The organism is Streptomyces sp. SAS_272, assembly GCF_052543235.1.
The window spans coordinates 69,800-94,328 of sequence record NZ_JBMNDR010000022.1; the positions used below are offsets into that span (position 1 = coordinate 69,800).

The following is a 24,529-nucleotide window of genomic DNA, read 5'->3' on the forward strand; positions in this document are numbered from 1 at the left end:
CCGCCGGGCGCACGCACCCGGCCCCGGGCTCGCATCAGGAGTGGTCACAGGACGGCGCTGAGGAACTCCCGGGTCCGCTCCTGCTCCGGATCGCTGAACATCTTCTCCGGCGGGCCCGACTCGATGACACGGCCCGAGTCGAACATCAGCACCTGGTCCGAGATGTCCCGGGCGAAGCCCATCTCGTGGGTCACGCAGAGCATCGTGATGTCGGTGGTCCGGGCGATGTCCCGCAGCACGTCCAGGACGCCGGCCACCAGCTCCGGGTCCAGGGCGGAGGTCACCTCGTCCAGCAGCAGGACCTGCGGCCGCATCGCCAGCGCCCGCGCGATCGCCACCCGCTGCTGCTGGCCGCCGGACAGCTGGCTCGGGTACTTGTCGATGTGCTCGGTCAGGCCGACCAGTTCGAGCAGCTCGCGCGCCCGCTGTTCCGCCTCGTCCCGGGACAGGCCGAGGACGGTGACGGGGGCCTCGGTGATGTTCCGCAGCACCTTCATGTTCGGGAAGAGGTTGAACTGCTGGAAGACCATCCCGATGTTCTTGCGGACCTCGCGGACGTGCTTCTCGCCGGCCGGGACAAGTCTGCCGTCGCGTTCCTCGTGGGTCAGGTACTCGCCGCCGACCTTGATGGTGCCCTCGTCGGGCGTGGCCAGGGTCATCAGCAGCCGCAGGATCGTCGTCTTGCCGGAGCCCGACGGGCCGATCAGCGTGACGTGCTTGCCGGAGTCGACGGAGAAGTCGAGCCGGTCGAGGACGGTGTTCTCGCCGAAGCGCTTGGTGACCTGGTCGAAGCGGATCAGCTCACTGCCGTCCACCGGCGGGTTGGCGAGGGACTCGAGGGTCTGCGCGGGATCGGTGTCAGCGGACAAGGCGTCGCTCCAGGGCTCGGATGAGAAGGGAGGCGGGGTAGGCGATGACGATGAACGCCACGCCCACGACGGTCAGCGCCTCCGTGGTGAAGGTCTCGTTGCTGAAGGTCTGGGCCTCGCCGAGCATGTCGAAGGCGCCGATGGTCGCGATCATCGGAGAGTCCTTGAGCATGGCGATGACGTAGTTGCCCAGCGGCGGGACGACCCGGCGGATCGCCTGCGGGAGGATCACCACCCGCCAGGTGCGGCCCCTGGACAGGCTCAGCGCGGTGGCCGCCTCCCACTGGCCGGCGGGCACGCCGTCGATGCCCGCGCGGTAGACCTCCGCGGTGTAGGTGGAGTAGTGCAGTCCGAGGCCGACGATGCCGGTGGTGAGCGGCGACATCGACGGGCCGAAGTTCGGCACCACGTAGAAGAGGAAGAACAGCTGCACCAGCAGCGGCGTGTTGCGGATGAACTCCGTGACGGCGACGACCGGCCAGCGCACCCACGCCCGCCCGGACCGCTGGGCCAGCGCCCACACCAGTCCCAGCGCGAAGGCGATCAGCGTGCCGACGGCCAGCGCCTGGAGGGTGACGAGCACGCCGTCCCAGAACCGCGGCATGAAGTCGTCCACGACGTTCCAGTCCCAGCTCATGCCGTGCCTCCTGCCGCCGACTGCGCACCGGCGGGCTGGCGTTCGCCGCCGGCGCCGGACGTGCGGGTGGTCCCGCCGGTCTTCTCGGGCCGCTGCCCGACGCCCGCCTTCGCCCTGCGCTCCAGCAGCCGCATGCCGCGGGTGATGAGGAAGGCGAGGACGAAGTACAGGACCAGCAGCAGGGTGTAGACCGGCGTCGTCTCGTTGGTGCCCAGCCGGACCAGGTTGCCGGCGAACGTCATGTCGGCCACGGTGATGACCGAGACCAGGGCGGTGCCCTTCAGCAGCTCGATCAACAGGTTGTTGAACGGCGGCACCATCTCGGGCCAGGCCTGGGGCAGTTCGATCAGGCGCAGCCGCTGCAGACGGCTGAAGTTGAGCGCGACGCCCGCCTCCTTCTGCGCCGGGGAGACGGCGGCCAGGGACCCGCGGACGATCTCGGAGCCGTACGCGCCGTAGGTCAGGCCGAGCGCGCTGACGCCGGCCCACATGGGCACCAGCTGCCAGCCGAACAGGGGCAGCGCGAAGAACATCCAGAACATCAGCACCAGCGCCGACATGCCCCGGAAGACCTCGAAGTAGGTTCCGGCGAGGAAGCGGACGATCCAGTACCGCGAACCGCGGGCCAGACCGATGCCGAACGAGATGGCCGCCCCGAGGGCCGCCGCGTACACCGTCACCTGGACGGTGACCCAGACGCCCGGCAGGAACCAGGCGGTGAAGAACTCGGAACTCATCATCAGCCGCACAGCTCCTTCGCCGTGAGGTCCGTCATGTCGGCCTTCTCGAAGCCGAAGGGGCCGACGATCCGCAGAAGTTCCCGGTAGTCGTCCTTCTTGAGCTTCAGCAGTTCCTCGTTGAACGCGTCACGGAGGTTCTTCTCGGACTGCCGGAAGGCGAAGCCGCCCGCGCCGTAGGCCGGTTCGCCGTCCACCACGGGCTGGAACGGCTCGGTCGCGGACACCCGTCCGGAACTCTCCACCGCGGACTTCACCGTGATGCGGGTCCCCGCGAAGGCGTCCACCCGGCCCTGGGCCACCGCGTCAAGACCGGCCACCTGGTCCGGCAGGACCAGTACGTCCTTGATGCCCGCGGCCTTGGCGTAGTCGATCTGGGCGTACGCCTTCCCGGAGGCGAGCTTGAGCCCCTTCTTCCTGACGTCGTCGTACGTCCTGATGCCGTGCGGATTGCCCTTGCGGACGATGAAGGAGTCCAGCATCAGATAGTCCGGGTCGGCGAACAGCACCTGCTCGCACCGGACCGGATTGATGTACATCCCGGCGGACACCACATCGAACTGCCGCGCCTTGAGGCCCGGTATGAGGGCGCCGAAGTCCACCGGTACCGGCTCGACGTCGTCGATGCCGAGCCGTTTGAAGATCACCCTCGCGATCGCGGGCGCTTCCCCGGTGGCCCGTCCGTCGTCCCCGACGTACCCGAAAGGCGGCTCGCTGGCGATGCCGATCTTCACGGAGCCCTGCTTCCGCAGGGTGTCCAGAAGACCGCCCCCCAGCACCTTTCCGTCGTCCGGGACGCGGCTGCAGCCGGCCGCCCCCAGACCGCCGGCGGCGCTCAGCGTCACCGCCGCCGCGAGCAGTGAGCGGCGGCTGGGTCCTCTGTGGGGTCGGGGGCCGGTTCCTGATCGATGTGCTTGTGGTCGAGCCATGGGCGCGCCGCTACCCGGCTTCCGGCCGGTTATGCGGATCGCTTCCGGCCCCGTTCCCCGCGAGGGACCTCGCGGAGGACCCCGCGTCGGCGCTCCCGACCCGGACCGCACGGGCGGCCGGTGCATCGGTTCCCTCGCTGCTCAGCCGCGGGAAGGCCGCCGACGACGCCCGCGGAGACGACGCAGATTGACCCATGAGAACGACCTCGAAATGCACCGTTCGACGGGTCTTTCGAGGGCCTAGATTCATGGGTGACGGGTCCGACGGCCTCAGCCGCGGACCGCCCACCGATCTTCGGGAGTCCCCATGAGCAGCCCCCTCGTCGTCCGCTCCGGCCAGGCCGAGACCCTCCAGGACGGAGCCCTCAGCCTGATCACGCTGCTCGCCGACGCGGACGCCACCGGCGAGGCCCTCACCGCCAACAAGGCGACCTTCGCCGAAGGCTCGCCGGGCGCTCCCGCGCACTTCCACACCAGGGCGACCGAGGTGTTCTACGTCCTGGACGGCCGGATGCGCTTCCTGGTCGGCGACGAGGTGCGCACGCTGGAGCGCGGCGACTTCCTGACCGTCCCGCCGACCGTCCCGCACGCCTTCGCGCCGGCCCCCGGCAGCACGGCCGAACTGCTCGTCCTCTTCACGCCCGGACTGCACCGCTTCGACTACTACCGGCTGCTGGAGCGCGTGCACCACGGCGAGGCGGGCGTCGAGGAGATCCGCGCGAGCTCCGAGCGCTACGACAACCACTACGTCGACAGCGCGCTCTGGCGCGACGAGCTGCGCCGGACGGCCCCGGACCACGCCTGAGCCCCCTCCCTACCCACGCCTGAGCCGCCCCAGGGCCACGCCTGAGCAGCCCCCGGCGGGGGTGCGGGCGCGGTGCCGGGACGTCAGTGCCCGGGCACGTATCCGCGCTGCTTGTCGACCACGTTCCGCAACGGCCGGCCCACCGCCCACCGCTCGAACAGCTCGACGAACTGCGCGCCGAGGTCGTCCCGCCAGCCGACCGTGTCCCCGCTCATGTGGGGCGAGATCAGCAGCCCCGGCACCCGCCACAGCGGGCTGTCGGCAGGCAACGGCTCCGAGGTGAGGACGTCCAGGGCGGCGCCGGCGATCCACCGCCGCTCCAGGGCCTGCACCAGCGCCTCCTCCACCACCAGCTGCCCGCGGCCCACGTTCACGAACCGGGCCGAGGGCTGCATCACGCCGAACCGCCGGAGGTCGAACATGCCGCGCGTCTGCTCGGTGAGCGGGGCGGCCGAGACCACCCAGTCGGCGCGGGCCAGCAGCCGGTCCAGGTCGTCGGGGCCGTGGATGCCGGTGCGCGGGACGCGTCCGACGACCGCCGCGGTCATCCCGAGCGCCTTCAGCGTGCGGGCGACGGCCCGCCCGATCGGCCCCGACCCGACGACGACGGCCCGGGTCCCGGCGACCCGCCGGCCCTCCCGGTGCCGCCACTCGCCCCGCTGCTGGAGCTCCCAGCTCAGGGGCAGGTCCTTCGCCATCGCCAGCACCAGTGCGGCGACGTACTCGGCGATCGGCTCGTCGAAGACGCCGCGCGCGTTCGTCACCACCGTGTCCGACGCGGTGAGTTCGGGACACATCAGGTGGTCCACGCCCGCGCTCGCCGTGTGCACCCAGCGCGGCCGCGGGCCCTCGCCCGGCCAGGCGTCGCGCACCGCGTGCGAGGTGAAGTCCCAGACCAGCAGGGCGTCGGCGGCCGGCAGCCGCTCGGCGAGCGAGGCCTCGTCGGTGTGCACCACCCGGACCCGCCCGGTGAGCCGCCCGAGCCGGGGCGGCGGGTCGGCGTCGAGGACGAGGAGCGTGGGAACGGCGGGGGGAGGGGGCGCGGCGGGAGACGGGGGGACGGCGGCCATCCGGTGTCCCTTCCCCGGCACGTCCGACGTGCGCGGATTCCGACGAGCGCGGATGATGACGTGCGCGGATCGACCACGTTGGCATCCGGACCCACCGTCGTCAACACGGCTGCGCCGAAGGTCCGTTGCCCGCCGGCTCCGCGGGGGCTCCGCTCTGTGGGCGGACCCCGGGGAGCGCCCCGCCGAGGCGGGCGGAGCGGCCCGCGGCCGGCGGCCCCACCGCCCGTACCGCACATCTCGGCCAACCAGGTGACCGTGTGGGCGGCGTTGCGCCGACTGGGTACCCGGGCGGTGGGACCGTGGAGCGCCGCCGGACGTCCCGGCGCGCGTGCGGCCCACCGAACCGCCGGAAACCGGCCCCCACCGCGGGACCCGCCGCCGGCACTGCCGGAAGAAGAGCAGCAGGAAAGGCTGGACATGACCGCACTCGGATTCCTCTACCCGGGCCACTCGGCCGAGGACGACTACCCCCGCATCGAGCAGCTCCTGGGCAGCGACGTCCGGCTGGACCTGGCCCACACCGGCGTCGGCGAGGACGCCCACCGGGTCGACGCCCTGCGGCAGAAGGGCGCGACCGAGCGGCTGGCGGAGGGCGTCGGGCAGCTGCGGCTCGCGGGCGTCGAGGCGATCGTGTGGGCGAGCACCAGCGGCGGCTTCGTGCACGGCTGGCAGGGCGCCCAGGAGCAGGTGCGCGCCCTCGCCACCAGCGCCGGAACGCCGGCCTCCTCGACCTCCTTCGCCTTCGTGCGGGCGGCCCAGGAGCTCGGGGCCGCACGCGTCGCCGTCGCGTCGGTCTACCCGGACGACGTGGCCGCCCTCCTCGCCGACTTCCTCCGGGCGGGCGGCGTCGGGGTGACCGGCGTCCACAGCGCCGGGATCGTCACGGCGGCCGAGGTCGCCGCCTGGGGCGAGGCGGAGGTGTCGGCTCTCGCGCGGGCCGCAGACTCCCCCGACGCGCAGGCGGTCCTGCTGCCCGGCACCGCCCTGCACACGGCCGCGTTCCTGCCGGAGCTGGAGAAGGAGCTCGGCAAGCCGGTCCTCACCGCGAACCAGGTCACCGTGTGGGAGGCGCTGCGCCTCACCGACCGGCGGGTGAACGCGCCGGGGCTCGGCGCCCTGTTCACCCGTGAGCCCGTCGTGCAGGTGTGAGGCGCGGTACGGCGGCGGGCGTGCCGTGTGCACCGACGACGCGCGTGACGCGGTCGCCGGTCGGCGGTCGCCGGTCGGCCGGGAATAAGCGGGGACACCCTCCTGTTAGCGCTGCGAGGACAGCACACGGCTGACGACAGGAGGACCCCCGTGGCCGCAGAAGAGACGCCGGCAGAGGCCGAATCGGCCGGCGCGACGACGGCAGGCGGGACGGCGTCCGTCGACGGGACCACGGCGGGGGACGGACTCACGGCGGGGGACGGGATCCGCGGCACGGCACTGGGCAGCGCCCCGGTCCCGCTGTCCGTACTGGACCTGGTCACCGTCGGCTCCGGCAGCACCGCCGCCGACGCGCTGCGCACCAGCGTCGGCCTCGCACGGTTCGCGGAGTCGCGCGGCTTCCACCGCTACTGGGTCGCCGAGCACCACTCGATGCCCGGCGTCGCCTCGTCCTCGCCCGCGGTGATCCTCGCCCATCTCGCCGCCCACACCGACCGCATCCGGCTCGGCTCCGGCGGCGTGATGCTGCCCAACCACGCGCCCCTCGTCATCGCCGAGCAGTTCGGCACCCTGGAGGCGCTGGCGCCCCGTCGCGTCGACCTCGGCCTCGGCCGCGCCCCCGGCACCGACGGAGGCACCGCGGCGGCTCTCCGCCGGACGGCCACCCTGCACGAGGGCGCCGACGACTTCCCCGAGCAGCTCGCCGAGCTCACCCGCTTCCTGGACGACGACTTCCCCGACGGCCATCCCTACCGCAGGGTGCACGCGATCCCCGGCCCGGTCCAGGGCACGTCCCCCGGCGGGGTGCAGTCGGCGCACCGGCCGTCGATCTGGCTGCTCGGCTCCTCCGGCTTCAGCGCCCGTCTGGCCGGAGTGCTCGGCCTGCCGTTCGCCTTCGCGCACCACTTCTCCGCGCAGAACACCGTGCCGGCCCTCGACCTGTACCGGGCGTCGTTCCGGCCGTCCGCGGTGCTCGCCGAGCCGTACGCGCTGATCGGCGTCTCCGTGCTCGCCGCCGACGACGAGCGCGAGGCCCGTCGCCAGGTCCTGGCCACCGGCGTCAACATGGTCCGGCTGCGCAGCGGCCGCCCCGGCCTGTTCCCGTCCCCCGAGGAGGCGGAGGCGCACCGGCTCGGCCCGCTGGAGCGCGAGTTCGTCGACTCCTGGACGGCGAACATCATCCACGGCACCGCCGACGAGGTCCGCACCGGTCTCGACGACCTGCACAAGCGCACGGGCGCCGACGAGCTGATGCTCACCAGCCACGCCCACCGCGGCGCCCTGCGGTTGCGCTCGTACGAACTCGTCGCGGACGCCTACGGGTTGCCGACCGCGTAGGACTCGGCGGTCCCGCGCAGCTCGGAGATGCGGTCCGGCGAGACCGGGCGGGAGTACAGCCAGCCCTGCCCGGTGTCGCACCCGATGCTGCGCAGCCGGGTCGCCTGCGCGGACGTCTCCACGCACTCGGCGGTGACGGTCAGCCCCAGCCGGTGGGCGAGGTCGATCATCGCCTCGACGACGACCTGGTCGGCTGGGTTCGGCGGGGTGGCCCCCTCCTTGTCGCTCTCGTACTGGAAGCCGCGCACGAAGGAGCCGTCCAGCTTCAGCACCGACACCGGCAGCCGGCTCAGATAGGCGAGATTGGAGTAGCCGGTGCCGAAGTCGTCGATCGCGATGCCCACGCCCATGTCGCTGAGCGCCTGCAACGCCTGCAACGGCCGTCCCGCCGAGCCCATCACCGCCGACTCGGTCAGCTCCAGCTGGAGCAGGTGCGGCGCGAGCCCGGTCTCGGCGAGGATCTCCGCCACGTCCGCCACCAGGTCGGAGTCCCACACCTGACGCACCGCCACGTTGACGCTGACGAACAGCGGCGGATCGTCCGGATTGTCCAATTGCCACTGCCGTGCCTGACGGCAGGCGGTGGCCAGAACCCATCGGCCGAGCGGGACGATCGAGCCGTCCTCCTCGGCCAGTGCGACGAACCGATTCGGCGACAACAGCCCGAACCGCGGGTGGTCCCAGCGGACCAGCGCCTCCACGCCGCGCAGCCGGCCGTCCGACATGCCGACCAGGGGCTGGTAGTCGAGCCGGAACTCGCCGCGCTCGATGGCGGGACGCAGCGTGGAGGCCAGCGCCTGCCGGGTCATCAGATGGGCGTTGCGCTCCGGGTCGAACAGCGTCCAGCGGCCTTTGCCGTCCACCTTCGCCCAGTACAGCGTGGTGTCGGCGGCCTGCATCAGACCCGTCGCGGTGGTGCCGGCCGCAGCCCGCTCCACCACCCCGATCGACGCGGACACGTTCAGCCGGTGCCCGGCCAGGTCGAAGGGGGCCTGGAGTGCCTTGAGCACGGACTCGGCGAGGTCGGCGAGCTGGTCGGTGCCGGTGGAGTCCTCCACCAGCAGGGCGAACTCGTCCCCGCCCAGCCGGGCCACCAGCGGCACGCTCGGCCTGGTCCGCCCGGCCTCCTCGGCGCACCCGTTCAGCCGCTCGGCGACGGCCGCCAGCAGACGGTCGCCCACCCGGTGGCCGAGGGTGTCGTTGACCGCCTTGAAGCCGTCCAGGTCCAGGTAGCACAGGCCGATCCGGCCGGTGCCGCTGTGCTCGTACGCCTCCGCCTCCAGCGCGGCCGACACCCGCTCGAAGAACAGCGTGCGGTTGGCCAGCCGGGTCACCGGGTCGTGCATCTGCAGGTGCCGCAGTCGCGCCTGCAGGTCGCGGTGGGCGCTGACGTCGGCCACGGACAGCAGCACCCCGGGCGTCTGCGACCCCGGCGTCTGGGCCTCCAGCGGCGAGACGGTGACCTGCGCCCACAGCGCGTGCCCGTCGGGCTGCTTCAGCCGCCGCGTGCAGCGCAGCTTGGCCCGCCTGCCGCGCAGAACCTCGCGGTAGGCGTGCCGGATCCGGGCGTCGGAGGCCAGGTCCAGCAGGTCGGAGGCGACCCGGCCGACCAGCGGGGCGCTGCCGCCGCCGAGCAGCGCGCCGAGCGCGCCGTTGGCGTCGACGATCCGCCCCTCGCCGTCGACGACGGCCATGGCGAGCGGCGCCGCCGCGAAGACGGACCGGTAGGCCGCAGGCCCGCCGCTCGTACTGTTGATGTCACTCTCTGTGACGGCTGACCGGTCGAGGTCTGCCGCGGGCGTCGGCCCTTCGGACGTTCCGCTCACCGCTCGCTCCCGCAGTGCACTCGATCGCTGTCCGTGCAGGAAAGTGTGCCGATCATAGAGGCTGCCCGGGGACCCGCGCAGCCTATGCCCAGTGTCCCGGAACAACCCGCCTTTCTGACAGATCGTTTCTGCCCGCACCTGGCCCGGTTCTGCGGGCCCGCGACCGCTTGTGACGTTCCGTGAGAATTCCGGGGGTGTCGGGGTGATGCCCGCTTTCCGCGTCCTCACTCGTCTGGTGCAGAAAAACAGGGCGTAGTACGACAAATCCACACAGTCTGGGTTGCGGTGTCCCGTGAACCGCTCCCGGAGGTCTCTGTGCCGCGACTGCCGCGACCCGTGCGCCTGCTCCCGCGCCCCCGACTGCGCGGCACCGCGGCCGTGTTCACCACCCTCACGGCGCTCGCCGCGACCTCCCTGATCGGCAATCCCTCGGTGGCCGAGCCCTTCTCCGCCGAGCCCTGCGCCCTGGCCCGCACCGCGGCCCACCACTCGGAGGGCCTGGACACCTGGAACGCGGCCTACCCCCGCCCGGCCCGCCCGCTGGACGCGGTGATGGTGTTCCTGTCCTTCCCCGACTGGACCCCTCTGACCTCCCCCGCCGAACTGGCCGCCGACCACTTCCCGGCCACCAGCCGCTTCTTCGAGCAGGCGTCGTACGGCAGATTCAGCCTGCGCTCCCATCCGCTGAAACAGTGGATCCGCATGCCGAAGCCGTCCGCCGCCTACGCCATACGGCGTGACTGGAGCCCCGAGGGCCGGGCCGCCTACCTGCACGACGCGCTGGCCGCCGCCGACTCCCACGTCGACTTCTCCCGCTACGACGTCGTCTACTTCGTGGCCGATCCGGACGCCCCGGGCGTCGACTCGGACGCCACGAAGGTCGTCAACCTGGACGACCCGCTGCACGCCGACGGCGTCGACATCCGCCGGGTCGTCACCGTGTTCGAGAAGCACCCCCCGGACCGGCTCGTCCTCGCCCACGAGACCGGCCATGTCTTCGACCTGCCCGACCTCTACCACCGCCCCGTCGACGGCAAGGGCGACTGGGACACCTACGTCGGCGACTGGGACCTGATGGGCAGCCAGTTCGGGCTGGCTCCGGACCTGTTCGCCTGGCACAAGTGGAAGCTGGGCTGGCTGGACCCGCGCCAGGTGCTGTGCCTGCGGGGTCCCGGCCCGACCCGGCTGACGCTGGAGCCGGTCGGCGCCGGACCGGGCGCGCCGTCCGCACGAGCCGTCGCGGAACCGGCCTCCGGCTTCGCGGAACCGGCCTCCGGCTTCGGGAAACCGGCCTCCGGGTTCGGGGAACCGGCCGCGCGAACCCTCGGGGCACCGGCTCCCGCCCCGATTCAGCCCGCTCCCGCCCCGATTCAGCCTGCTCCGGCCCCGGTGCGGTCGGCTCCGGCCCCGGTGCAGCCCGCTCCCGCCCCGGTGCGGTCGGCACCCGTGCCCGGCGGCGGCGCCAGGCTCGCGGTGGTCCGCACCGGCCCCGACAGCGCGCTCGCCTTCGAGGCGCGGGGCCCGGTGGGCAACGACCGTGCCGCCTGCCGCGCCGGCATCCTCGTGTACCGCGTGAGCAGCGCCGCCCGGTCGGGCCGCGGACCGGTCGAGGTGCTCGACGCCCACCCGCGCACCGAGGCCTGCTGGGAGAACTCCGTCTACCCGCCGCTCGCCGACGCCCCGGTCGCCCTCGGAGAGAGCTTCACCGTCCCGGACGAAGGCGTCCGCGTGGACGTGGAGAGCCGCTCGGTTTCGGGGGCGTGGACGCTGACGATCACCCCCGGGAAGAAGCTGTGAGATGACGGCACGAAAAAGGCCCCCCGCTCACGCGAGGGGCCTTTCACTGTCGTGCGCCGCCAGGGACTCGAACCCCGGACCCGCTGATTAAGAGTCAGCTGCTCTAACCAACTGAGCTAGCGGCGCCTGCTGACGTCGTAGACCTTAGCATCCTGGTCGGGGGGAGGAGAAATCGATATGCGCACGGCCGAACGGGCCGCACGCACCGCCGCCCACAGCAGGATGTCGGGTCCCGGAAGCCAGGGGTGGCGGGTGTCCGGGGCGACCATCCAGCGGGTGCCGCACCCCGGATCGGAGGGCGTCGGCGCGGGCACCGTCACCGCGTCGCCGGTGCCGTGGCACAGCAACGGCGGCACGGTCGCGGCGCGTCCGTCCCGGCGGCCTTCGGCGCTCCACTCCTCCCACTCCAGCAGCGAGGGCAGCCGCTGGGCCGTGCCCGGCGCCGCGAACAGCAGCGTCCGGCCGCGGAACGCGGCCACCGGCCCGGAGCCCGGCCCGTCGCCCCACAACCGGTCGAGCATCGCCCGCCCGAACATCGCCGGCGCGCTGACGACGTCGAACACCGCGCCGCACGGCAGGACGACCGGCGCCTGCGGCCGCTCCTCCCAGAAGGCGAGCGTGCTGCGCGGATACGTTCCGGCGGAGGCCAGCCAGGCGGCGCCGTCCGGGGTGACGCCGCGGGCTTCGTCGTATGCGCTGCTCATACCGACAGGTCTACCGGCTGTGAGCAGGCAGTCTCACAGGGTTGCGCGAAATCGGGACGGGAGGGACGCGGAGGGAGTATCTTGCCCGCCCGGCATATGCCAGTGGTGAGGTCGCGTGCCGCCACCCGGCCGCGCACAGCTCGGACGGCTCACGCCAGTCACAGCGCTCACGCCGAACACAGGGCTCACGCCAGTCACACGGCTCACGTCGATCACAGCGGTCGCTCCAGTCACACGGCTCACCTCACTCGCCCACGCGGCCGACGACGCCTCACCCGGGGTCGGCCGGCCCCCGCCCCTCGGCGTCGCCCCGCAGCAGATCCCGGCCGAACTCGACCATCTTCTTCGCGTAGTCCTCGGTCCACTCGGCCCGATCGGCGATGTCCGCCGTCGTCAGCCGGTCGAAGCGGCGCGGATCGGCGAGCTGCGCCGCCGCCATCGCCTGGAACTCCAGCGCCCGGTCGGCGGCCGCCCGGAACGCGAGCGTCAGCTCCGTCGCCCGGCTCAGCAGCGCCCCCGGATCGTCTATCGACTCCAGGTCGAAGAAGTGCTCAGGGTCGCCGGCCGCCTCGGCGGGCTCGAAGAGCAGGGGCGCGGGGCGTAGCCGCGGTTCGTTCCGACGCGGCGTGGGCTCCGCCATGTCTTCTCCTCCTCGTACGGTTCGGATGCAGACCGCCTTCCATTCTCCCCCGATGGCGCAAGAGGCATTCGGCCCCGGAGTCTCAAGGCGTCCAGGCGACCCGATGTTCCCCGAGATGCGCCAGCACCGCGTGGTTGGCCTCCCAGCCGTCCGGGAACTTCACGAGGGCGCCCAGCTGCACCGGTTCCGTCGAGGGGTACTCGTCCAGCAGGTCGCCGACGCCCGCCCGGCACACCACCACGCACGCGTGCCGGTGGCGGGAGGCGAGAACGCACAGCCGGCCGGTCTCCAGATGGAAGGCGGTGGCGTCGGGGCGGCCGGAGAGCGGGTGCAGGATCACCGTGACGTCGAACTCCATGCCCTGCAGCCGGTTCGCGGTGTCCACCGTCACCTCCCCGACGCCCAGATCCGCCAGGGCCGCGCGCACCGCCGCCGCCTGGTCGCGGTGCGCCGTGCCGACCGCCACCCGGTCGGCCGTCAACGGGGTCGGGTCGGGGGAGCGCTCCGAGACGGCCGCGCCGCCCCGGTCCAGCAGCCGCCGCACCACCATGGCGACCGCCCGCACCGCCTCCGGGTCGGTGCGGGGCGTGTGGCGGGCGGGCAGCTCCAGCAGGCCCCAGCCGGACTCCGCCGCCTCGTCGATCACCCGGTCGGCGCCGGAGCCGTCCGACGGCACGGCGAAGGAGAGACGACGGTCGCCGTGCCCGGTGCCGCTGCGGAACGGCGTGAACGGGTAGAACGCGGCGGAGACCAGCGGCGCGGCCGACGCCGGGAGCCGCCAGGACACCGGCAGCCGGTGCTGCGGCAGGTCCGGGTTGTGCGCGAGGAGGGTGCTCACCGCCGACGCCGACGGGTCGTACGACAGCCCGGCCCACTGCTCGCCGCCGACGATCGAGAACGGGTCCAGCTGCCCGGGGTCGCCCACGAACAGCGCCCGCTCGAACAGCCCGGCCACGGCCAGCAGCCCGTCCGAGCGCATCTGGTACGCCTCGTCCACGATCGCGTGCCGCCACGGCTCGTCGGTCTTCACATGCGCCCACTTCGCGGCGGTGGAGATCACCACGGGCAGCCCGGCCAGCTCCGCCGCCTTCGCCGACTTCCGCACGTTCGGCAGCCGTTCCAGGGCCTTGTCGTACGGGTCGGCGTCACTGCTGTGCAGTCGGCCCACCGGCAGCTCGGGGCTCTTCTCGGCGAGCCGCAGCACCAGGTCGTCCACCTGCGCGTTGGTCTGCGCGACCACCATCAACGACCGGCCCGCGTCGGCGAGTTCGAGCGCCGCCCGGACGACGAGCGTGGACTTGCCGGCGCCCGGCGGGGAGTCCACGACGACCCCGCGCGCGGTGGAGTGCAGCGTGTCGCGCAGGATCGCGTCGGTGGCGCGGGCGGCGGCGGTACCGGGGTCGAGAGCGGCCTCGGCGGTCACAGGACGTCCTCCTGGGTGACGGAGTCGGGGGCTTCGGGCGCCTGCTCACCGGGCGGACCGCCGTGCGTCCACGGGGTGTCCTCCGGGTCGGGCAGTTTCGCGCCGCCACGCTGCTCGTGCTCGAAGAGGGTGAAGCAGAGCCGGTCGCCCTTCTCCGGCACGGACCCCGCCTCGGGCTCCTTGCCGCGGCCCATCTTGTCGACGATCCGCAGCACGACCAGGTCCTCCGCGACCCGCTCCACGAACTCGGCCGCCTGTGGCTTCCCGCCCAGCGACCGGTACGCCTTCGCCCGCTCGGCGAGGTGCGGCCGGTCGTCCGTCCGTACGGTGACCAGCGGACGGGGGCTCGGCCGCCGGCCCTCGCCGTAGGCCATGACGACGTCGACGACCTCGCCCGCGAACGCTTCCCCGGCCAGCCGGCGGCCCGCCATCGCCAGCGGGTCGTCGAGCGCCTCCTGGGCCTCCAGCCGGGCCTGTTCGCGTTCGCGCGTGGCGAGCTTGTTGGCCGCTGTGACCGCGTCGTCCCGGCGCGGCTGCGGGGGCTCGCCGGCGACCACCCGGTCGCGGTGACCGGTGAACGACCAGCGGTCGCGCGTCCATCGCTCCTCGACGTGCGCGCCTTCGGGCAGCGTCCGCAGCAGGTCCAGGCCCGCCCACACCGCGTTCCAGGTCGGCAGCGTCCGGCTGCGCACCAGCTCGCGGATCTCCCGCTCGGCGGCGGTGAGCGCGCCCAGCCGGTCGTCGGCCTCGAGACCGTCCTCGGCGGCGGCCAGGGCGGTGCGCGCGCGGTCGTAGCGCTCGATGGCGGGGGCGAGCAGCTTGTTGTCGAACGCCGGGTCGGTGGCGGGGCCGGCCGGCGGGCACCGCAGCTGCCCGTCGGCGTCCCGCGCGAGCTCCGCGCGCAGGGCCGCCTCGGCGCCGCTCTCGCCGGGCGGCGGGTCGATCCAGGCGAGCAGCGCCCCCAGGTGCTGGTCCTCCAGGCTGGACTGCCCGGTCGCCCAGTGCCGGCCCAGCACCTCCGTGAGGGCCAGCAGCAGCGAGGAGCCGGGCACCCGGGACCGCTCCCCGAAGTGCGTCAGCCACCGCCCGAGCAGCGGCACCCGCGGGGGTGCGGGATGCGGCGTCTCGGGGTCCTGCTCTGCCGTCCGCCGAAAGCGCATGGAGCGGCCCAGCAGGCGCACGAGGTCGACGCCCGCGCGGCTCGGCACGATCAGCTGGGGCGCGTCGGCGCACAGCTCGACCTCGACCTTGACGCGCTTGCCGGTCTCCGGGTCGGTCTCGGCCCGCTCGGCGGCCTCCACGTCGTCGGCGTAGGAGTCGAGGTAGGGCAGGACCACGTCGGCCAGTTCGGCGAGGAACGCGAACCGCAGGTCGCGGTCGCGCGGCTGCGGCACGACCAGCAGCCGCGGCGCGTCCCGGTCGGTGCCGACCAGCGCGCCCAGCGGGGCGCCGGCCTCACCGGCGGTGGTCAGCGGCACGAACACCAGCGGGCGCTCGGACAGCCGCCGGTGCCGGACGGTGGCGGCGGGCTGGGCGCGGCCGGTGGCGACGGCCTCCAGCCGGGCCAGGGCGGTGATCAGGGACACATCGCCCCCAGGGCCTCCCGGCGCAGCTCCGCGGCCCGGCGCAGCGCGGCGACGGCCGGGTCCCGGGGATCGCCGGCCTCGCCGCGGGCCGCCGCCAGGACGTCCTCGACGGCGCTCAGCCCGCCCAGCTCGGCCCGCACCGACCGGCCCAGCGCGGTGACCGCACCGGCCGCGCGGGAGCGGTCGCGGCAGTGGAACGCGAGCTCGCAGGCGGCCAGGCACTCGGGTGCGTACGCGGCGGGGACCGCCTCGACGGCCTCCGTGAGCTGCTCGGCGGGCAGCTCGGGGGAGAAGCAGACGCCGTCGGGCAGGGCGTCGGCGATCTCCTGGATCCGGGTGAGGCGCGCGAGCTGGCGGCGGGTGACGGCGCGCTGCTTGCGCACGTCCACGGCGGACGCGGTGGGCAGGTTGGAGAAGTCCTTGGGGCAGACCAGGAGCACCCGGTGGCGCACGCGCGGGGCGGGCTCCAGGCGGGCGGCGACCTCTTCGAGGGCCAGCACGTACACGGCGGCCTGCCGGGCGGCGGCGCCGACCTTCGCGGGGTCCGCCGCGCCGTCCAGCATCGGGAAGGACTTGATCTCCACGACCGTCCAGCTGCCGTCCGGGTGGACCACCACCGCGTCGGGCTCGAGGAAGGCGGCGGAGCCCGCCACGTCGAGGGCGATCATCGGGTGGTCGAGGAGCGTCCAGCCGCCGGCCCGGCCCGCGTCGGCGGCTTCCGCCGCGGACGCCGCTGCTTCGCGCAGCGCCAGCGCCGTGCGGGCGGTGCGGCCCTCGGGGCCGATCGCGGACAGGTCGGGAACGGCCGCGCCGGAGGGCGGCGGCGCGGCGGGGTCCAGCCGTTCGTGCACCAGCCGCAGCAGTTCCGCGCCGCCGTCCGCCTTCACCTTCGCCTCGAAGGCGTTGCCTCGGGTGAGGGCGAACTGGGACTGGCCGAAGGCCGACGGCGAACCCAGCGCGCCCGCCAGGGCCGCCTTGTCGACACCGGCGCCGTCGAGGATGGCGCGCCGCTTGCAGCCCGGGTTCGCGGCGAGCGCGGCGAGGGCGCGGGCGTCCAGCGCCTTGGCCGGTGTGTCGGGGCCGCGCAGCTCAGCGAGCCGCTGCCGGAGCGCCGTCCCCCGCTTCCGAGGGGGTGGCGTCCGGTTCGACTCCGGGGCGGAGCCGTGACTCGCGCTGCCGTGGAATTCGCTCACCCGGGGAAGTCTGGCATCCGCCACTGACAACCGAGGCCGAAGGGGCGGGAGAGTCCGCCGGGAGAGCCGGGGCGAGCGCCGGGACGCGGGAGGCGAACCACGCCCGGGCCCGGTCCGCGGCGCGCATCGCCCACGGCGCCAGCAGCAGTCCGACGCCCATCACGGCCGCGCCTGCGGCCGCGTCGAGGAAGTAGTGGTTGGCGGTGCCCATCACCACGAGCGTGGTCACCAGCGGGTAGACGACGGCCGCCGTCTTCGTCAGGCGCGTGTTGCCGTGGCGCCACAGCATCACACCGCACCACAGGGCCCAGCCCACGTGCAGGCTCGGCATGGCCGCGTACTGGTTGGTCATGCCGCCCATGCCGCGCGGCGCGCTGGCCTCGCCGCCCCACCAGCCGTACGAGCTGTACTGGGCCATCGTGTCCACGAAACCGTGCCCGGCCGACAGCAGCCGCGGCGGGCAGGTGGGCATCAGCGTGAAGCCGATGAGACCGATGAAGGTGGACGCCATCAGCCAGGTGCGGGCCGCCCGGTAGTGCAGCGTCCGCGACCGGAACAGCCAGACCAGGATCGCGGGTGTGACCAGGTAGTGCAGCGACGCGTACCAGAAGTCGGCCGGCACGCCGATCCAGGCGTGGGCCGTGAACAGGCGGTTCAGCGGGTGTTCGGCGTTGAGGTAGAAGACCTTCTCCACGCGCAGGATCGCCAGGCCGTGGTCGACGGCGGTGGAGACGTCGCCGCGCGCGAGCAGCCGGCCCGCCGAGTAGCAGAGGTACACCAGCACCAGCAGGGGCAGCTCGGTCCACCAGCGCAGCCGTGTCCGCGGGGCCGCCTCGGTGCCTGGTGTCTCGGTCTGCGGCATCCGATCGCCTCCCCCTTCTGGTCGCTGTCCGGTCGCTGTCCGGTGTCGGTCCGGTCGCCGCGGCGCCGGTGGCGCGGGACGTGCCACTTTACGGCGGGCGGACGCGCCCCTCGCGGGGGGCCCCGGATCTCAAAGACGCTGAGATCGCCCGCCGGGTTGCCCCTGTTCAGGGTGAGCGATGATGGAGGGGATCCGCCCCCGATTTCCTCCCTGGTCCTTCCCAGGGTTCTCCCGGAAAGGTCCCCCATGGCACCGCGCATTCTGCTGGCCCGGCACGGACAGACGGAGTGGTCGCTGTCCGGCAAGCACACCGGCAGGACCGACGTGCCCCTCCTGGAGGAGGGCCGCCGGGGCGCCGAGCTGCTGGGGGAGCGGCTGCACCGGCCGCCCTTCGACGGCCTCGCCGACGCCGAGATACGCACCAGCCCGCTGGTCCGCGCGCGGGAGACGTGCGCGCTCGCAGGCTTCGGCGAGCGGGCCGGGGTCTGGGACACCCTGATGGAGTGGCACTACGGCGCCTACGAGGGGATGACCCCCGCGGAGATCCAGGCCGTCCGGCCCGGGTGGCTCATCTGGCGCGACGGCGTCCCCGAGGGGGAGACCCTGGACGAGGTGACGGCCCGCGCGGACGAGGTCGTCGCCTGGGCCCGTTCGGCCGACCGGGACGTGCTGGTCTTCGCCCACGGGCACATCCTCCGCTCCATCGGGGCACGCTGGCTGGGTCTGCCGCTGGACTTCGCGGCGCGGATCCGTCTGAACCCGACGTCGGTGTCGATCCTGGGCTGGGCCTACGGCGAGCCGGCGATCGAGAGCTGGAACGACCTCGGTCACCTCGTCTGACCCCGGGCACGGACCGCGTGCCCGGAGGCGTGCGCGGAGGCGGGGCGGGCCAGGGCAGCAGTACGGGGGCAGGGACGCGCGGCCCGGGTCGCGGCCCGCGAGACCGCGGCTCACACCGTCCGCGGCGTCGAGGCGTGCCGCTCGAGGAACGCGGAGACGCCGCCCGCCCTCCGGTGCGGCAGCAGCACCCGCGCCGTCCCCGCCAGCATGGTCTGGATCCGTGACGACTGGACCTGCTCCAGCAGATCCAGAACCCGCAGTCCGGCCACCGCGGCCTCGTCGGGACGTCCCCCGCGCGCGAGGTCGTCGGCCAGCTCGGCCGTGTACAGGGCGATGTTCCGGGTGAAGTGCGGGTCCTGGAGGTCCGCGGCCCGTCTCGCGTGCCGGGCCGCGCGCGGCCAGTCGCCGAGCGCTGACCAGCACTGCGCCGTGAGCCCCTCCAGCTCGGCCTCGCCGTAGAAGCTCATCCACTCGGGGTCGTGGTCGCAGCGGCCGCGGTCGTAGAGGGCCTGTGCGCGGACGAGCGCCTGCTCGCAGCCGGTCCGGTCGGCGAGCCCCGCCCAGCCGCCCGCCTCGCGCAGCGCCAGCAGCGACATCAGCCGGGGCGAGCCCAGCGGGCGGGCGACGCGCTGGGCGGCCTGGGCGGCGCGGACGGCCTCGCGGGGGCGGCCCGCGTCCCGAGCGAGGAACGCCGTGTTGCAGAAGGCGTGCGCCTCCAGCGCGTCGTCCCCGGTCACCCGGGCGGTCGCCAGGGCCTCGGCGTAGTGCGAGCGCGCGTCGTCGAACCGGCCCGAGTCGTGCGCCAGCCAGCCCACCGAGATGGCGAGCTCCCCGGCGCCCGAGTGGAGCCGGTCGGCCGTCGTCTGACGGGTGGTCCCGGCGTCCAGCAGCGCGAAGGCGGCGCGCAGCGGAGCGGCCGCGCGCCGGTAGAGGCCGTCGGCCCCGTGCCGGTCGTCCAGCAGCCGGATTCTGCGGACCGCTTCTTCGAGTGCGCCCGCCTCGCTCGATCCCGCGCGACGGCTCCGGCGGGCCGCCGCCGAAGCGCCGTGGGCGAGGACGAAGGGGCCCAGGGTGGCGGCGGCCATGGTGGCGCCTCCGCCGGTCATGAATGCGCGACGCAGCACGTCGCTCTCCTCGTGGTCGTGGTGCATGTCGTACGGGTCCTGCGTTTCATACGGCTCGTGCGCCCGGCGCGTCTCATCCGTGTGCCGCTCGTCACCGGTGGCGAGCGCCGGTTCCGCGGGGTGAGCGCGGGGGGCGTCCTCGGCTCCGCGCGCCCCTCGGCCGCGTACGGACGAGCGGGGCGCGAACCCCAGATCGGCGAGTGTGCGGCCGGGGAACATGTGCAGGAACACCCGCTCGTAGGCGTAGTTGGGGCAGCGGATCTCGCCCGCCTCGACCCGCCCGATGTAGCGCGCGTCGCAGCTGACCCGCTCGCCGATCTCGCGCGCGGCCCGCCGTACGAGCGCGGCGAACTCGGCCGGCGAGCGCTGTCCGCGCAGCTGCCGGAAGACGGAGTTGGGCCGTGCCGGCCGGTCGGGCCGAGCTGGGGTCACCGTTGACGACGCCATGGCCGGGTCCTCTCGTGCGAACCGTCGAACCATGCCGGACCAGGGGTGAGTTGTCCGAGTGGCACCCTTGTTCCCGGCGGGCAAGAACGTACCTGCTGTGGTCGGGCCGCCATGCGGTGTTTGGCTACAAAACGGATATCTCATCCGCGATCTGCCATGAACTGCCATCCTTTGCGGCGGACTTCCGCCGTAGCCCTTGACGCCGTGACGCGTTGAGCCTTGTGGACTACAGGCGGGCTGTGCGGTGGAGGCCGGAATGGAGACCAGTCAGAGCAACGATCGTCGTATGCCGTCGGTGGAGGCATGCGACCTGGTGACGGTGGGGACCCGGCAGGGGTTGGAGGCGGTGGACATCCTGCGGCGCGGGGCGTCCGGGGACGGGGTGGGTCCCGTTCTTCACGACGGCGGCGGCGCCACCCTCGGCTTCGTGGTGCCGCCCGGCACAGCGGCGGCGTGGGACGTGCCGGGCAGCGTCTGCACCAGAACCGGCGAACGGGGACTGAGACCCGCCCCCGAGCCGCCCGTCGAAGGCTCGGACTGGCTGGTGCCCCCCGGCGAGGCGGACCTCGCGACCGATCCGGCGGTGCTGCGCCGGGCGCTCGGCGAGGCGGCCCGGCTGATCGAGGCGGCGGACAGCTGCCGTTAGGCCGTGTCCGACCTGGAGCGGAACCCGGCCCGGGGCCGTGGGCGGCCCTCCGGACGCCGGCCGCGCGGCAAGCCGTCGGGGCCTGCGAAAATGCTGTCATGGGAAAGCCCAGGAACACCCGGCGCGAGCGGGACGCCGACACCGTCGTCGAGCCCGTCGACGGCGGACTCGCGCAGCTCGTACCCGACCGGGACCGGGCGCGGGCCTGGACGCTGCTCATCGACGGCGCCCCCCAGTCGCACGTCGACCTCGACGATCCCCGCTACCTCTCCTTCGAGTACCAGCGGCGCCTCGGACATGTCATCGACCTCGCCGCCCCGGCCGGCAGGCCCCTGCACGCCGTGCACCTCGGCGGTGGCGCGTTCACCCTCGCCCGGTACGTCGCCGCCACCCGCCCCCGCTCCACCCAGCAGGTCGTCGAACGCGACGCCGCCCTCGTCCGACTGGTGCGCCGGGAACTGCCGTTGGACCCGGGCGCGCGGATCAGGGTCAGGTCCCTCGACGCGCGGGAAGGTCTCGCCAAGGTGCCGGACGGATGGGCCGATCTCGTCGTGGCCGATGTGTTCAGCGGCGCCAGGACCCCCGCCCACCTCACCTCGACCGAGTTCCTCGACGAGGTCCGCAGGGCGCTGAGGCCCGGCGGGGTCTACGCCGCCAACCTGGCCGACGGACCGCCGCTCGCGCATCTGCGCGGCCAGATCGCCACCGCCGCCGCCCGGTTCCCCGAGCTCGCGCTGGTCGCCGACCCGACCGTGCTGCGGCGCAAGCGGTTCGGCAACGCCGTGCTCGTCGCCTCCGACCTGCCGCTGCCGATCGCCGAACTGACCCGCCGGGCCGCCTCCGATCCGCACCCCGGCCGGGTCGAGCACGGCCGGGCGCTGACCGACTTCACCGGAGGCGCGGTGGCGGTGGTGGACGCGTCGGCGGTGGCCTCGCCCGCGCCGCCGCCCTCGGTGTTCCGCTGACGCGGCCGCCCTCGCGCAGCGGGCGATCGGTCCGGCTCACGGTCCGGGCTTCGTTCCGGGCTTCGTTCCGGCGTCAGTACGTCCCCACCTCCACCCGGGGCGGACCGTCGTGCCAGGTGCAGAACACCGAGACCCGGTCCGCGCCGGAGCTGAACTCCACCCGGATCCACGACTCGGTCTTCCACACCTGCATCGACCAGGCCGCGCCCGGGGTGGCCGAGACCAGCGTCGCCGAGGTCTTCCCGAGGTCGAACACGACCCGCCCGCCGTCGGTGTCGTAGCTCCGGACGCTGCTCCCCGCCGCACCGGAGGCGCCGGGGCCGCTCGGAGAGGGGCTGCCGGCCGTCGCCGTGTCCGACGGGGTGGGCACGACGGGCGTGCGGCCCGGCCCGCGGGACGCACCGGCCGAAGGACCGGCCGACGGTCCGGGACTGCTCGCGGACGCGGCCGGCGGCTTCGGCTCCCGCACGGCCGCGTCGGCCACCAGCGGCAGGGCGCGCGGCGGGTCGTAGGCCGTGCCCGCCATCACCGTGTGGACGCCCCACCACGACAGCGTGACCGCCGCGCCCGTGGCGAGCGACCAGGCCAGTACGTGTACGAGTCCTCTGCGCATCGCCGCCATCTTGCCCCACGCGCCTCACCCGTGTCCCCGGTCGTTCCGTCCGCGGAGCCCCCCGGACCCACCGGTTCCGCACAGACGCCGAGTTGTCCACAGGCCCGGATGACGTCCGTCCGCATGGCGTAGGTTGCGGCGCATGGCAAGTGTGCTCGTGGTCGAGGACGACCAGTTCGTACGCTCGGCGCTCATCCGGCATCTGACCGACGCCGCGCACACGGTGCGCAGCGTGGGCACGGCGCTGGAGGCGTTGCGCGAGGTCGCCCACTTCTCCTTCGACGTGGTCGTCCTCGACCTCGGGCTGCCCGATCTGGACGGCTCCGAAGCCCTGAAGATGCTGCGCGGCATCACGGACGTGCCGGTCATCATCGCCACCGCGCGCGACGACGAGTCGGAGATCGTCCGGCTCCTCAACGCGGGCGCGGACGACTACCTGACCAAGCCGTTCTCGGTGGAGCACCTGTCGGCCCGGATGGCGGCCGTGCTGCGCCGCTCGCGCGCCGGCGCCGGGGAGGCGGCGCCGTCCGCCGTCCTGCGGGTCGGCGGGCTGACCGTGGACCCGCTGCGCCGTCAGGCCGAGCTGGACGGCGTGCGGCTCGACCTGACCCGCCGCGAGTTCGACCTGCTGGCGTTCCTGGCCGGCCGGCCAGGCGTCGTGGTGGCGCGCCGGGAACTGCTGGCCGAGGTGTGGCAGCAGGCCTACGGCGACGACCAGACCATCGACGTCCATCTGTCCTGGCTGCGGCGCAAGCTGGGCGAGACGGCGGCGCGGCCGCGCTATCTGCACACGCTGCGCGGCGTCGGCGTGAAGCTGGAGCCGCCCGCCTGCGGCCCCGGGGGATCGGAGCCGCCGCGATGAGGTGGGCACTGGTCAAGGTGTGTCTGGCGGTCACCACGATGGTCGTGATCGCCTTCGCGGTCCCGCTGGGGCTCGTCGTCAAGGAGATGGCCCGGGACCGGGCGTTCTCCAACGCGGAGCGGGTGGCCGCGGTCGTCGTCCCGGCGCTGTCCATCACCACCGACCGCGATCAGCTGGAGCGGGTGGTGGCCGCGGCGGGGTCCGACGACGGGATGGCGGTGCACCTGCCGGCAGGGGAGGGCCGCGCCGCCGTCGACCTCGGCCGGCAGCGCGCGGACGCCGCCGACGTCGCGGCGGTGCGGAAGCTGGGCCGGGCGTCCATGGCGGAGGTCCCCGGCGGTTCCGTGCTGCTCCAGCCGGTCGCGCTGAGCCTGGGAACAGCGGTGATCGAGGTGTACGTCCCGGAGTCCGAGGTGAGCAACGGCGTCGCCACCGCCTGGGCCGTGCTGGCGGCGGTCGGGGCCGCGCTGGTCGTCGGGTCGGTAGCGGTCGCCGACCGGCTGGGCGTGCGGATGGTGCAGCCGGCCAGGCGGCTCGTCGAGGGGGCGCACGAGCTGGGGGAGGGGAAGCTGGGGGCGAGGGTGCCGGAGGAGGGGCCGAGCGAACTGCGCCTCGCCGCCGTGGCGTTCAACTCGATGGCCGATCAGGTCGTCCGACTGCTGGCGAACGAACGGGAGTTGGCGGCGGACCTGTCCCACCGTCTGCGGACCCCGCTGACGGTGCTCCGGCTCAACGCGGCCTCCCTCGGCGACTCCCCGGCCGCCGAGCAGACCCGCGCGGCCGTCGCCCAGCTGGAACGCGAGGTGGACGCCATCATCCGCACCGCGCGGGAGGCCAAGCCGCAGACGGCGGCCGCAGGTCCCGGCGCGGGCTGCGACGCAGCGGAGGTGGTCCGGGAACGGATGGAGTTCTGGTCGGCGCTCGCGGAGGACGAGGGCCGCAAGGTGCGCACCGCCGGCGTCGACCGCCCGGTCCGCATCCCCGTGGCCCGCTCCGACCTCGCGGCCGCCCTGGACGCGCTCCTCGGCAACGTCTTCCGCCACACCCCGCAGGGCACCGCCTTCGCGGTCGACGTCCACAACGCCGAGGACGCGGTGATCGTCCTGGTCTCCGACGCCGGCCCGGGCATCCCCGACCCGGTCAAGGCGATGGCCCGCGGCCGGGGGTCCGGGACCGCCGGCTCCACCGGTCTCGGCCTGGACATCGTCCGCCGGCTCGCCGAGTCCACGGGCGGCGACGTCCGTATCGGCTCCTCGGTGCTGGGCGGCACGGAGGTCCGCCTCTGGATCCAGTCGACCGACCGCCGGCCGGCCCGCAAGGGCCACCGAGGCACCGTCCGCAGACGAAGACGGACCGCGCTCCGGTGACGACGGCCGACGCCCGGGCCGGACCCCCGGCCGCGGGCCGGACGTTCTCCGAGGCGTTCGCCGCCTGCAGGCAGTGCGCCGCCGCCCGTCACGCAGAGGG

At 73.9% G+C, this 24,529-nt stretch carries 23 protein-coding genes and 1 tRNA gene; 9 read left to right on the plus strand and 15 right to left on the minus strand.

Features of this window, described 5'->3' with window-relative positions; all coding sequences use genetic code 11:
* Positions 1 to 44: 44 nt before the first annotated feature.
* From ehuA to ehuB, 4 genes are read right to left on the minus strand one after another with little or no spacing between them, the layout of a single operon-like run.
* Positions 45 to 815: an ectoine/hydroxyectoine ABC transporter ATP-binding protein EhuA gene (ehuA, locus tag ACN6LD_RS15625; RefSeq protein WP_319192470.1), complete on the minus strand. Its 771-nt coding sequence runs from the start codon at positions 813 to 815 to the stop codon at positions 45 to 47.
* A 43-nt stretch (positions 816 to 858) separates the two neighbouring features.
* Entirely contained in the window at positions 859 to 1,506 is a 648-nt protein-coding gene (ehuD, locus tag ACN6LD_RS15630) for an ectoine/hydroxyectoine ABC transporter permease subunit EhuD (protein WP_445043485.1), read from the minus strand.
* Positions 1,503 to 2,246, minus strand: a complete 744-nt coding sequence (gene ehuC / locus ACN6LD_RS15635) for an ectoine/hydroxyectoine ABC transporter permease subunit EhuC (RefSeq protein WP_445043486.1) — start codon at positions 2,244 to 2,246, stop codon at positions 1,503 to 1,505. The genes ehuD and ehuC overlap by 4 nt, the downstream gene beginning before the upstream one ends.
* The gene (gene ehuB, locus ACN6LD_RS15640; RefSeq protein WP_319192464.1) at positions 2,246 to 3,172 is read right to left on the minus strand and encodes an ectoine/hydroxyectoine ABC transporter substrate-binding protein EhuB; all 927 of its coding nucleotides are present in this window, start codon (positions 3,170 to 3,172) and stop codon (positions 2,246 to 2,248) included. Before ehuB ends, ehuC begins: the two co-directional genes overlap by 1 nt.
* Before the next feature lie 307 nt (positions 3,173 to 3,479).
* Between ehuB and ACN6LD_RS15645 the strand changes: the two genes are divergently transcribed.
* Positions 3,480 to 3,977, plus strand: coding sequence for a cupin domain-containing protein (locus ACN6LD_RS15645; protein ID WP_445043487.1), 498 nt, complete (start codon positions 3,480 to 3,482; stop codon positions 3,975 to 3,977).
* Between the two features lie 83 nt (positions 3,978 to 4,060).
* Here the strand turns inward: ACN6LD_RS15645 and ACN6LD_RS15650 are convergent, their stop codons facing one another.
* On the minus strand, positions 4,061 to 5,047 hold the full coding sequence (locus tag ACN6LD_RS15650) for a D-2-hydroxyacid dehydrogenase (RefSeq protein ID WP_445043488.1): 987 nt from the start codon (positions 5,045 to 5,047) through the stop codon (positions 4,061 to 4,063).
* Between the two features lie 417 nt (positions 5,048 to 5,464).
* Between ACN6LD_RS15650 and ACN6LD_RS15655 the strand changes: the two genes are divergently transcribed.
* Together ACN6LD_RS15655 and ACN6LD_RS15660 are read left to right on the plus strand one after the other, a co-directional pair.
* On the plus strand, positions 5,465 to 6,196 hold the full coding sequence (locus tag ACN6LD_RS15655) for a maleate cis-trans isomerase family protein (RefSeq protein ID WP_319192458.1): 732 nt from the start codon (positions 5,465 to 5,467) through the stop codon (positions 6,194 to 6,196).
* Positions 6,197 to 6,460: 264 nt separating this feature from the next.
* The gene (locus ACN6LD_RS15660) at positions 6,461 to 7,534 is read left to right on the plus strand and encodes an LLM class flavin-dependent oxidoreductase (RefSeq protein ID WP_319192469.1); all 1,074 of its coding nucleotides are present in this window, start codon (positions 6,461 to 6,463) and stop codon (positions 7,532 to 7,534) included.
* On the opposite strand, the gene ACN6LD_RS15665 is transcribed toward ACN6LD_RS15660, so the two are convergent.
* Positions 7,513 to 9,360 carry a putative bifunctional diguanylate cyclase/phosphodiesterase gene (locus tag ACN6LD_RS15665; protein ID WP_319192456.1) on the minus strand — a complete coding sequence of 616 codons (1,848 nt, stop codon included), beginning with the start codon at positions 9,358 to 9,360 and terminating at the stop codon, positions 7,513 to 7,515. The genes ACN6LD_RS15660 and ACN6LD_RS15665 overlap by 22 nt on opposite strands.
* A 315-nt stretch (positions 9,361 to 9,675) precedes the next feature.
* On the opposite strand from ACN6LD_RS15665, the gene ACN6LD_RS15670 reads away from it, so the two are divergent.
* Complete coding sequence (locus ACN6LD_RS15670) at positions 9,676 to 11,157, plus strand: M6 family metalloprotease domain-containing protein (protein WP_445043489.1); 1,482 nt, start codon at positions 9,676 to 9,678, stop codon at positions 11,155 to 11,157.
* A 52-nt stretch (positions 11,158 to 11,209) separates the two neighbouring features.
* Here ACN6LD_RS15670 and ACN6LD_RS15675 read toward each other — a convergent pair.
* The 7 genes from ACN6LD_RS15675 to ACN6LD_RS15705 all read right to left on the minus strand — a co-directional run bounded on the left by ACN6LD_RS15675 (position 11,210) and on the right by ACN6LD_RS15705 (position 17,565).
* Positions 11,210 to 11,283: transfer RNA gene (locus ACN6LD_RS15675), tRNA-Lys, on the minus strand.
* Entirely contained in the window at positions 11,274 to 11,861 is a 588-nt protein-coding gene (locus tag ACN6LD_RS15680) for a bifunctional DNA primase/polymerase (RefSeq protein ID WP_319192455.1), read from the minus strand. The genes ACN6LD_RS15675 and ACN6LD_RS15680 overlap by 10 nt, the downstream gene beginning before the upstream one ends.
* Positions 11,862 to 12,132: 271 nt before the next feature.
* Positions 12,133 to 12,501 (minus strand): hypothetical protein, encoded by a 369-nt coding sequence (locus ACN6LD_RS15685; RefSeq protein WP_266718082.1) that lies wholly within the window; start codon positions 12,499 to 12,501, stop codon positions 12,133 to 12,135.
* A gap of 82 nt (positions 12,502 to 12,583) precedes the next feature.
* Positions 12,584 to 13,924: an AAA family ATPase gene (locus ACN6LD_RS15690; protein WP_319192452.1), complete on the minus strand. Its 1,341-nt coding sequence runs from the start codon at positions 13,922 to 13,924 to the stop codon at positions 12,584 to 12,586.
* Positions 13,921 to 15,510: a hypothetical protein gene (locus ACN6LD_RS15695; protein WP_445043490.1), complete on the minus strand. Its 1,590-nt coding sequence runs from the start codon at positions 15,508 to 15,510 to the stop codon at positions 13,921 to 13,923. The genes ACN6LD_RS15690 and ACN6LD_RS15695 overlap by 4 nt, the downstream gene beginning before the upstream one ends.
* On the minus strand, positions 15,501 to 16,703 hold the full coding sequence (locus tag ACN6LD_RS15700) for a hypothetical protein (protein ID WP_415924912.1): 1,203 nt from the start codon (positions 16,701 to 16,703) through the stop codon (positions 15,501 to 15,503). The genes ACN6LD_RS15695 and ACN6LD_RS15700 overlap by 10 nt, the downstream gene beginning before the upstream one ends.
* Positions 16,600 to 17,565 (minus strand): phosphatase PAP2 family protein, encoded by a 966-nt coding sequence (locus tag ACN6LD_RS15705; RefSeq protein WP_319192449.1) that lies wholly within the window; start codon positions 17,563 to 17,565, stop codon positions 16,600 to 16,602. Before ACN6LD_RS15705 ends, ACN6LD_RS15700 begins: the two co-directional genes overlap by 104 nt.
* A gap of 246 nt (positions 17,566 to 17,811) precedes the next feature.
* Between ACN6LD_RS15705 and ACN6LD_RS15710 the strand changes: the two genes are divergently transcribed.
* Positions 17,812 to 18,405 carry a histidine phosphatase family protein gene (locus tag ACN6LD_RS15710; RefSeq protein ID WP_319192447.1) on the plus strand — a complete coding sequence of 198 codons (594 nt, stop codon included), beginning with the start codon at positions 17,812 to 17,814 and terminating at the stop codon, positions 18,403 to 18,405.
* Between the two features lie 110 nt (positions 18,406 to 18,515).
* On the opposite strand, the gene ACN6LD_RS15715 is transcribed toward ACN6LD_RS15710, so the two are convergent.
* Positions 18,516 to 19,976: a tetratricopeptide repeat protein gene (locus ACN6LD_RS15715; RefSeq protein ID WP_319192445.1), complete on the minus strand. Its 1,461-nt coding sequence runs from the start codon at positions 19,974 to 19,976 to the stop codon at positions 18,516 to 18,518.
* A gap of 256 nt (positions 19,977 to 20,232) precedes the next feature.
* Between ACN6LD_RS15715 and ACN6LD_RS15720 the strand changes: the two genes are divergently transcribed.
* Both ACN6LD_RS15720 and ACN6LD_RS15725 read left to right on the plus strand, forming a co-directional pair.
* Positions 20,233 to 20,622, plus strand: coding sequence for a hypothetical protein (locus tag ACN6LD_RS15720; RefSeq protein WP_319192443.1), 390 nt, complete (start codon positions 20,233 to 20,235; stop codon positions 20,620 to 20,622).
* Positions 20,623 to 20,720: 98 nt separating this feature from the next.
* Entirely contained in the window at positions 20,721 to 21,587 is an 867-nt protein-coding gene (locus ACN6LD_RS15725) for a spermidine synthase (protein WP_319192441.1), read from the plus strand.
* Positions 21,588 to 21,660: 73 nt separating this feature from the next.
* On the opposite strand, the gene ACN6LD_RS15730 is transcribed toward ACN6LD_RS15725, so the two are convergent.
* Positions 21,661 to 22,200: a hypothetical protein gene (locus tag ACN6LD_RS15730; RefSeq protein WP_445043491.1), complete on the minus strand. Its 540-nt coding sequence runs from the start codon at positions 22,198 to 22,200 to the stop codon at positions 21,661 to 21,663.
* 142 nt (positions 22,201 to 22,342) lie between these two features.
* On the opposite strand from ACN6LD_RS15730, the gene ACN6LD_RS15735 reads away from it, so the two are divergent.
* Both ACN6LD_RS15735 and ACN6LD_RS15740 read left to right on the plus strand, forming a co-directional pair.
* Positions 22,343 to 23,062: a response regulator transcription factor gene (locus tag ACN6LD_RS15735; RefSeq protein ID WP_319192438.1), complete on the plus strand. Its 720-nt coding sequence runs from the start codon at positions 22,343 to 22,345 to the stop codon at positions 23,060 to 23,062.
* Positions 23,059 to 24,429, plus strand: a complete 1,371-nt coding sequence (locus ACN6LD_RS15740; protein WP_445043492.1) for a sensor histidine kinase — start codon at positions 23,059 to 23,061, stop codon at positions 24,427 to 24,429. The genes ACN6LD_RS15735 and ACN6LD_RS15740 overlap by 4 nt, the downstream gene beginning before the upstream one ends.
* Positions 24,430 to 24,529: the final 100 nt, after the last annotated feature.

Bases quoted from the DNA above. Each gene is read 5' to 3' on its own strand.
- ehuD (WP_445043485.1), bottom strand. From the start codon at position 1,506: ATGAGCTGGGACTGGAACGTCGTGGACGACTTCATGCCGCGGTTCTGG.
- ehuC (WP_445043486.1), bottom strand. From the start codon at position 2,246: ATGATGAGTTCCGAGTTCTTCACCGCCTGGTTCCTGCCGGGCGTCTGG.
- ehuB (WP_319192464.1), bottom strand. From the start codon at position 3,172: ATGGCTCGACCACAAGCACATCGATCAGGAACCGGCCCCCGACCCCAC.
- ACN6LD_RS15645 (WP_445043487.1), top strand. From the start codon at position 3,480: ATGAGCAGCCCCCTCGTCGTCCGCTCCGGCCAGGCCGAGACCCTCCAG.
- ACN6LD_RS15650 (WP_445043488.1), bottom strand. From the start codon at position 5,047: ATGGCCGCCGTCCCCCCGTCTCCCGCCGCGCCCCCTCCCCCCGCCGTT.
- ACN6LD_RS15655 (WP_319192458.1), top strand. From the start codon at position 5,465: ATGACCGCACTCGGATTCCTCTACCCGGGCCACTCGGCCGAGGACGAC.
- ACN6LD_RS15680 (WP_319192455.1), bottom strand. From the start codon at position 11,861: ATGAGCAGCGCATACGACGAAGCCCGCGGCGTCACCCCGGACGGCGCC.
- ACN6LD_RS15685 (WP_266718082.1), bottom strand. From the start codon at position 12,501: ATGGCGGAGCCCACGCCGCGTCGGAACGAACCGCGGCTACGCCCCGCG.
- ACN6LD_RS15705 (WP_319192449.1), bottom strand. From the start codon at position 17,565: ATGCCGCAGACCGAGACACCAGGCACCGAGGCGGCCCCGCGGACACGG.
- ACN6LD_RS15710 (WP_319192447.1), top strand. From the start codon at position 17,812: ATGGCACCGCGCATTCTGCTGGCCCGGCACGGACAGACGGAGTGGTCG.
- ACN6LD_RS15715 (WP_319192445.1), bottom strand. From the start codon at position 19,976: ATGGCGTCGTCAACGGTGACCCCAGCTCGGCCCGACCGGCCGGCACGG.
- ACN6LD_RS15720 (WP_319192443.1), top strand. From the start codon at position 20,233: ATGGAGACCAGTCAGAGCAACGATCGTCGTATGCCGTCGGTGGAGGCA.
- ACN6LD_RS15725 (WP_319192441.1), top strand. From the start codon at position 20,721: ATGGGAAAGCCCAGGAACACCCGGCGCGAGCGGGACGCCGACACCGTC.
- ACN6LD_RS15730 (WP_445043491.1), bottom strand. From the start codon at position 22,200: ATGCGCAGAGGACTCGTACACGTACTGGCCTGGTCGCTCGCCACGGGC.
- ACN6LD_RS15735 (WP_319192438.1), top strand. From the start codon at position 22,343: ATGGCAAGTGTGCTCGTGGTCGAGGACGACCAGTTCGTACGCTCGGCG.
- ACN6LD_RS15740 (WP_445043492.1), top strand. From the start codon at position 23,059: ATGAGGTGGGCACTGGTCAAGGTGTGTCTGGCGGTCACCACGATGGTC.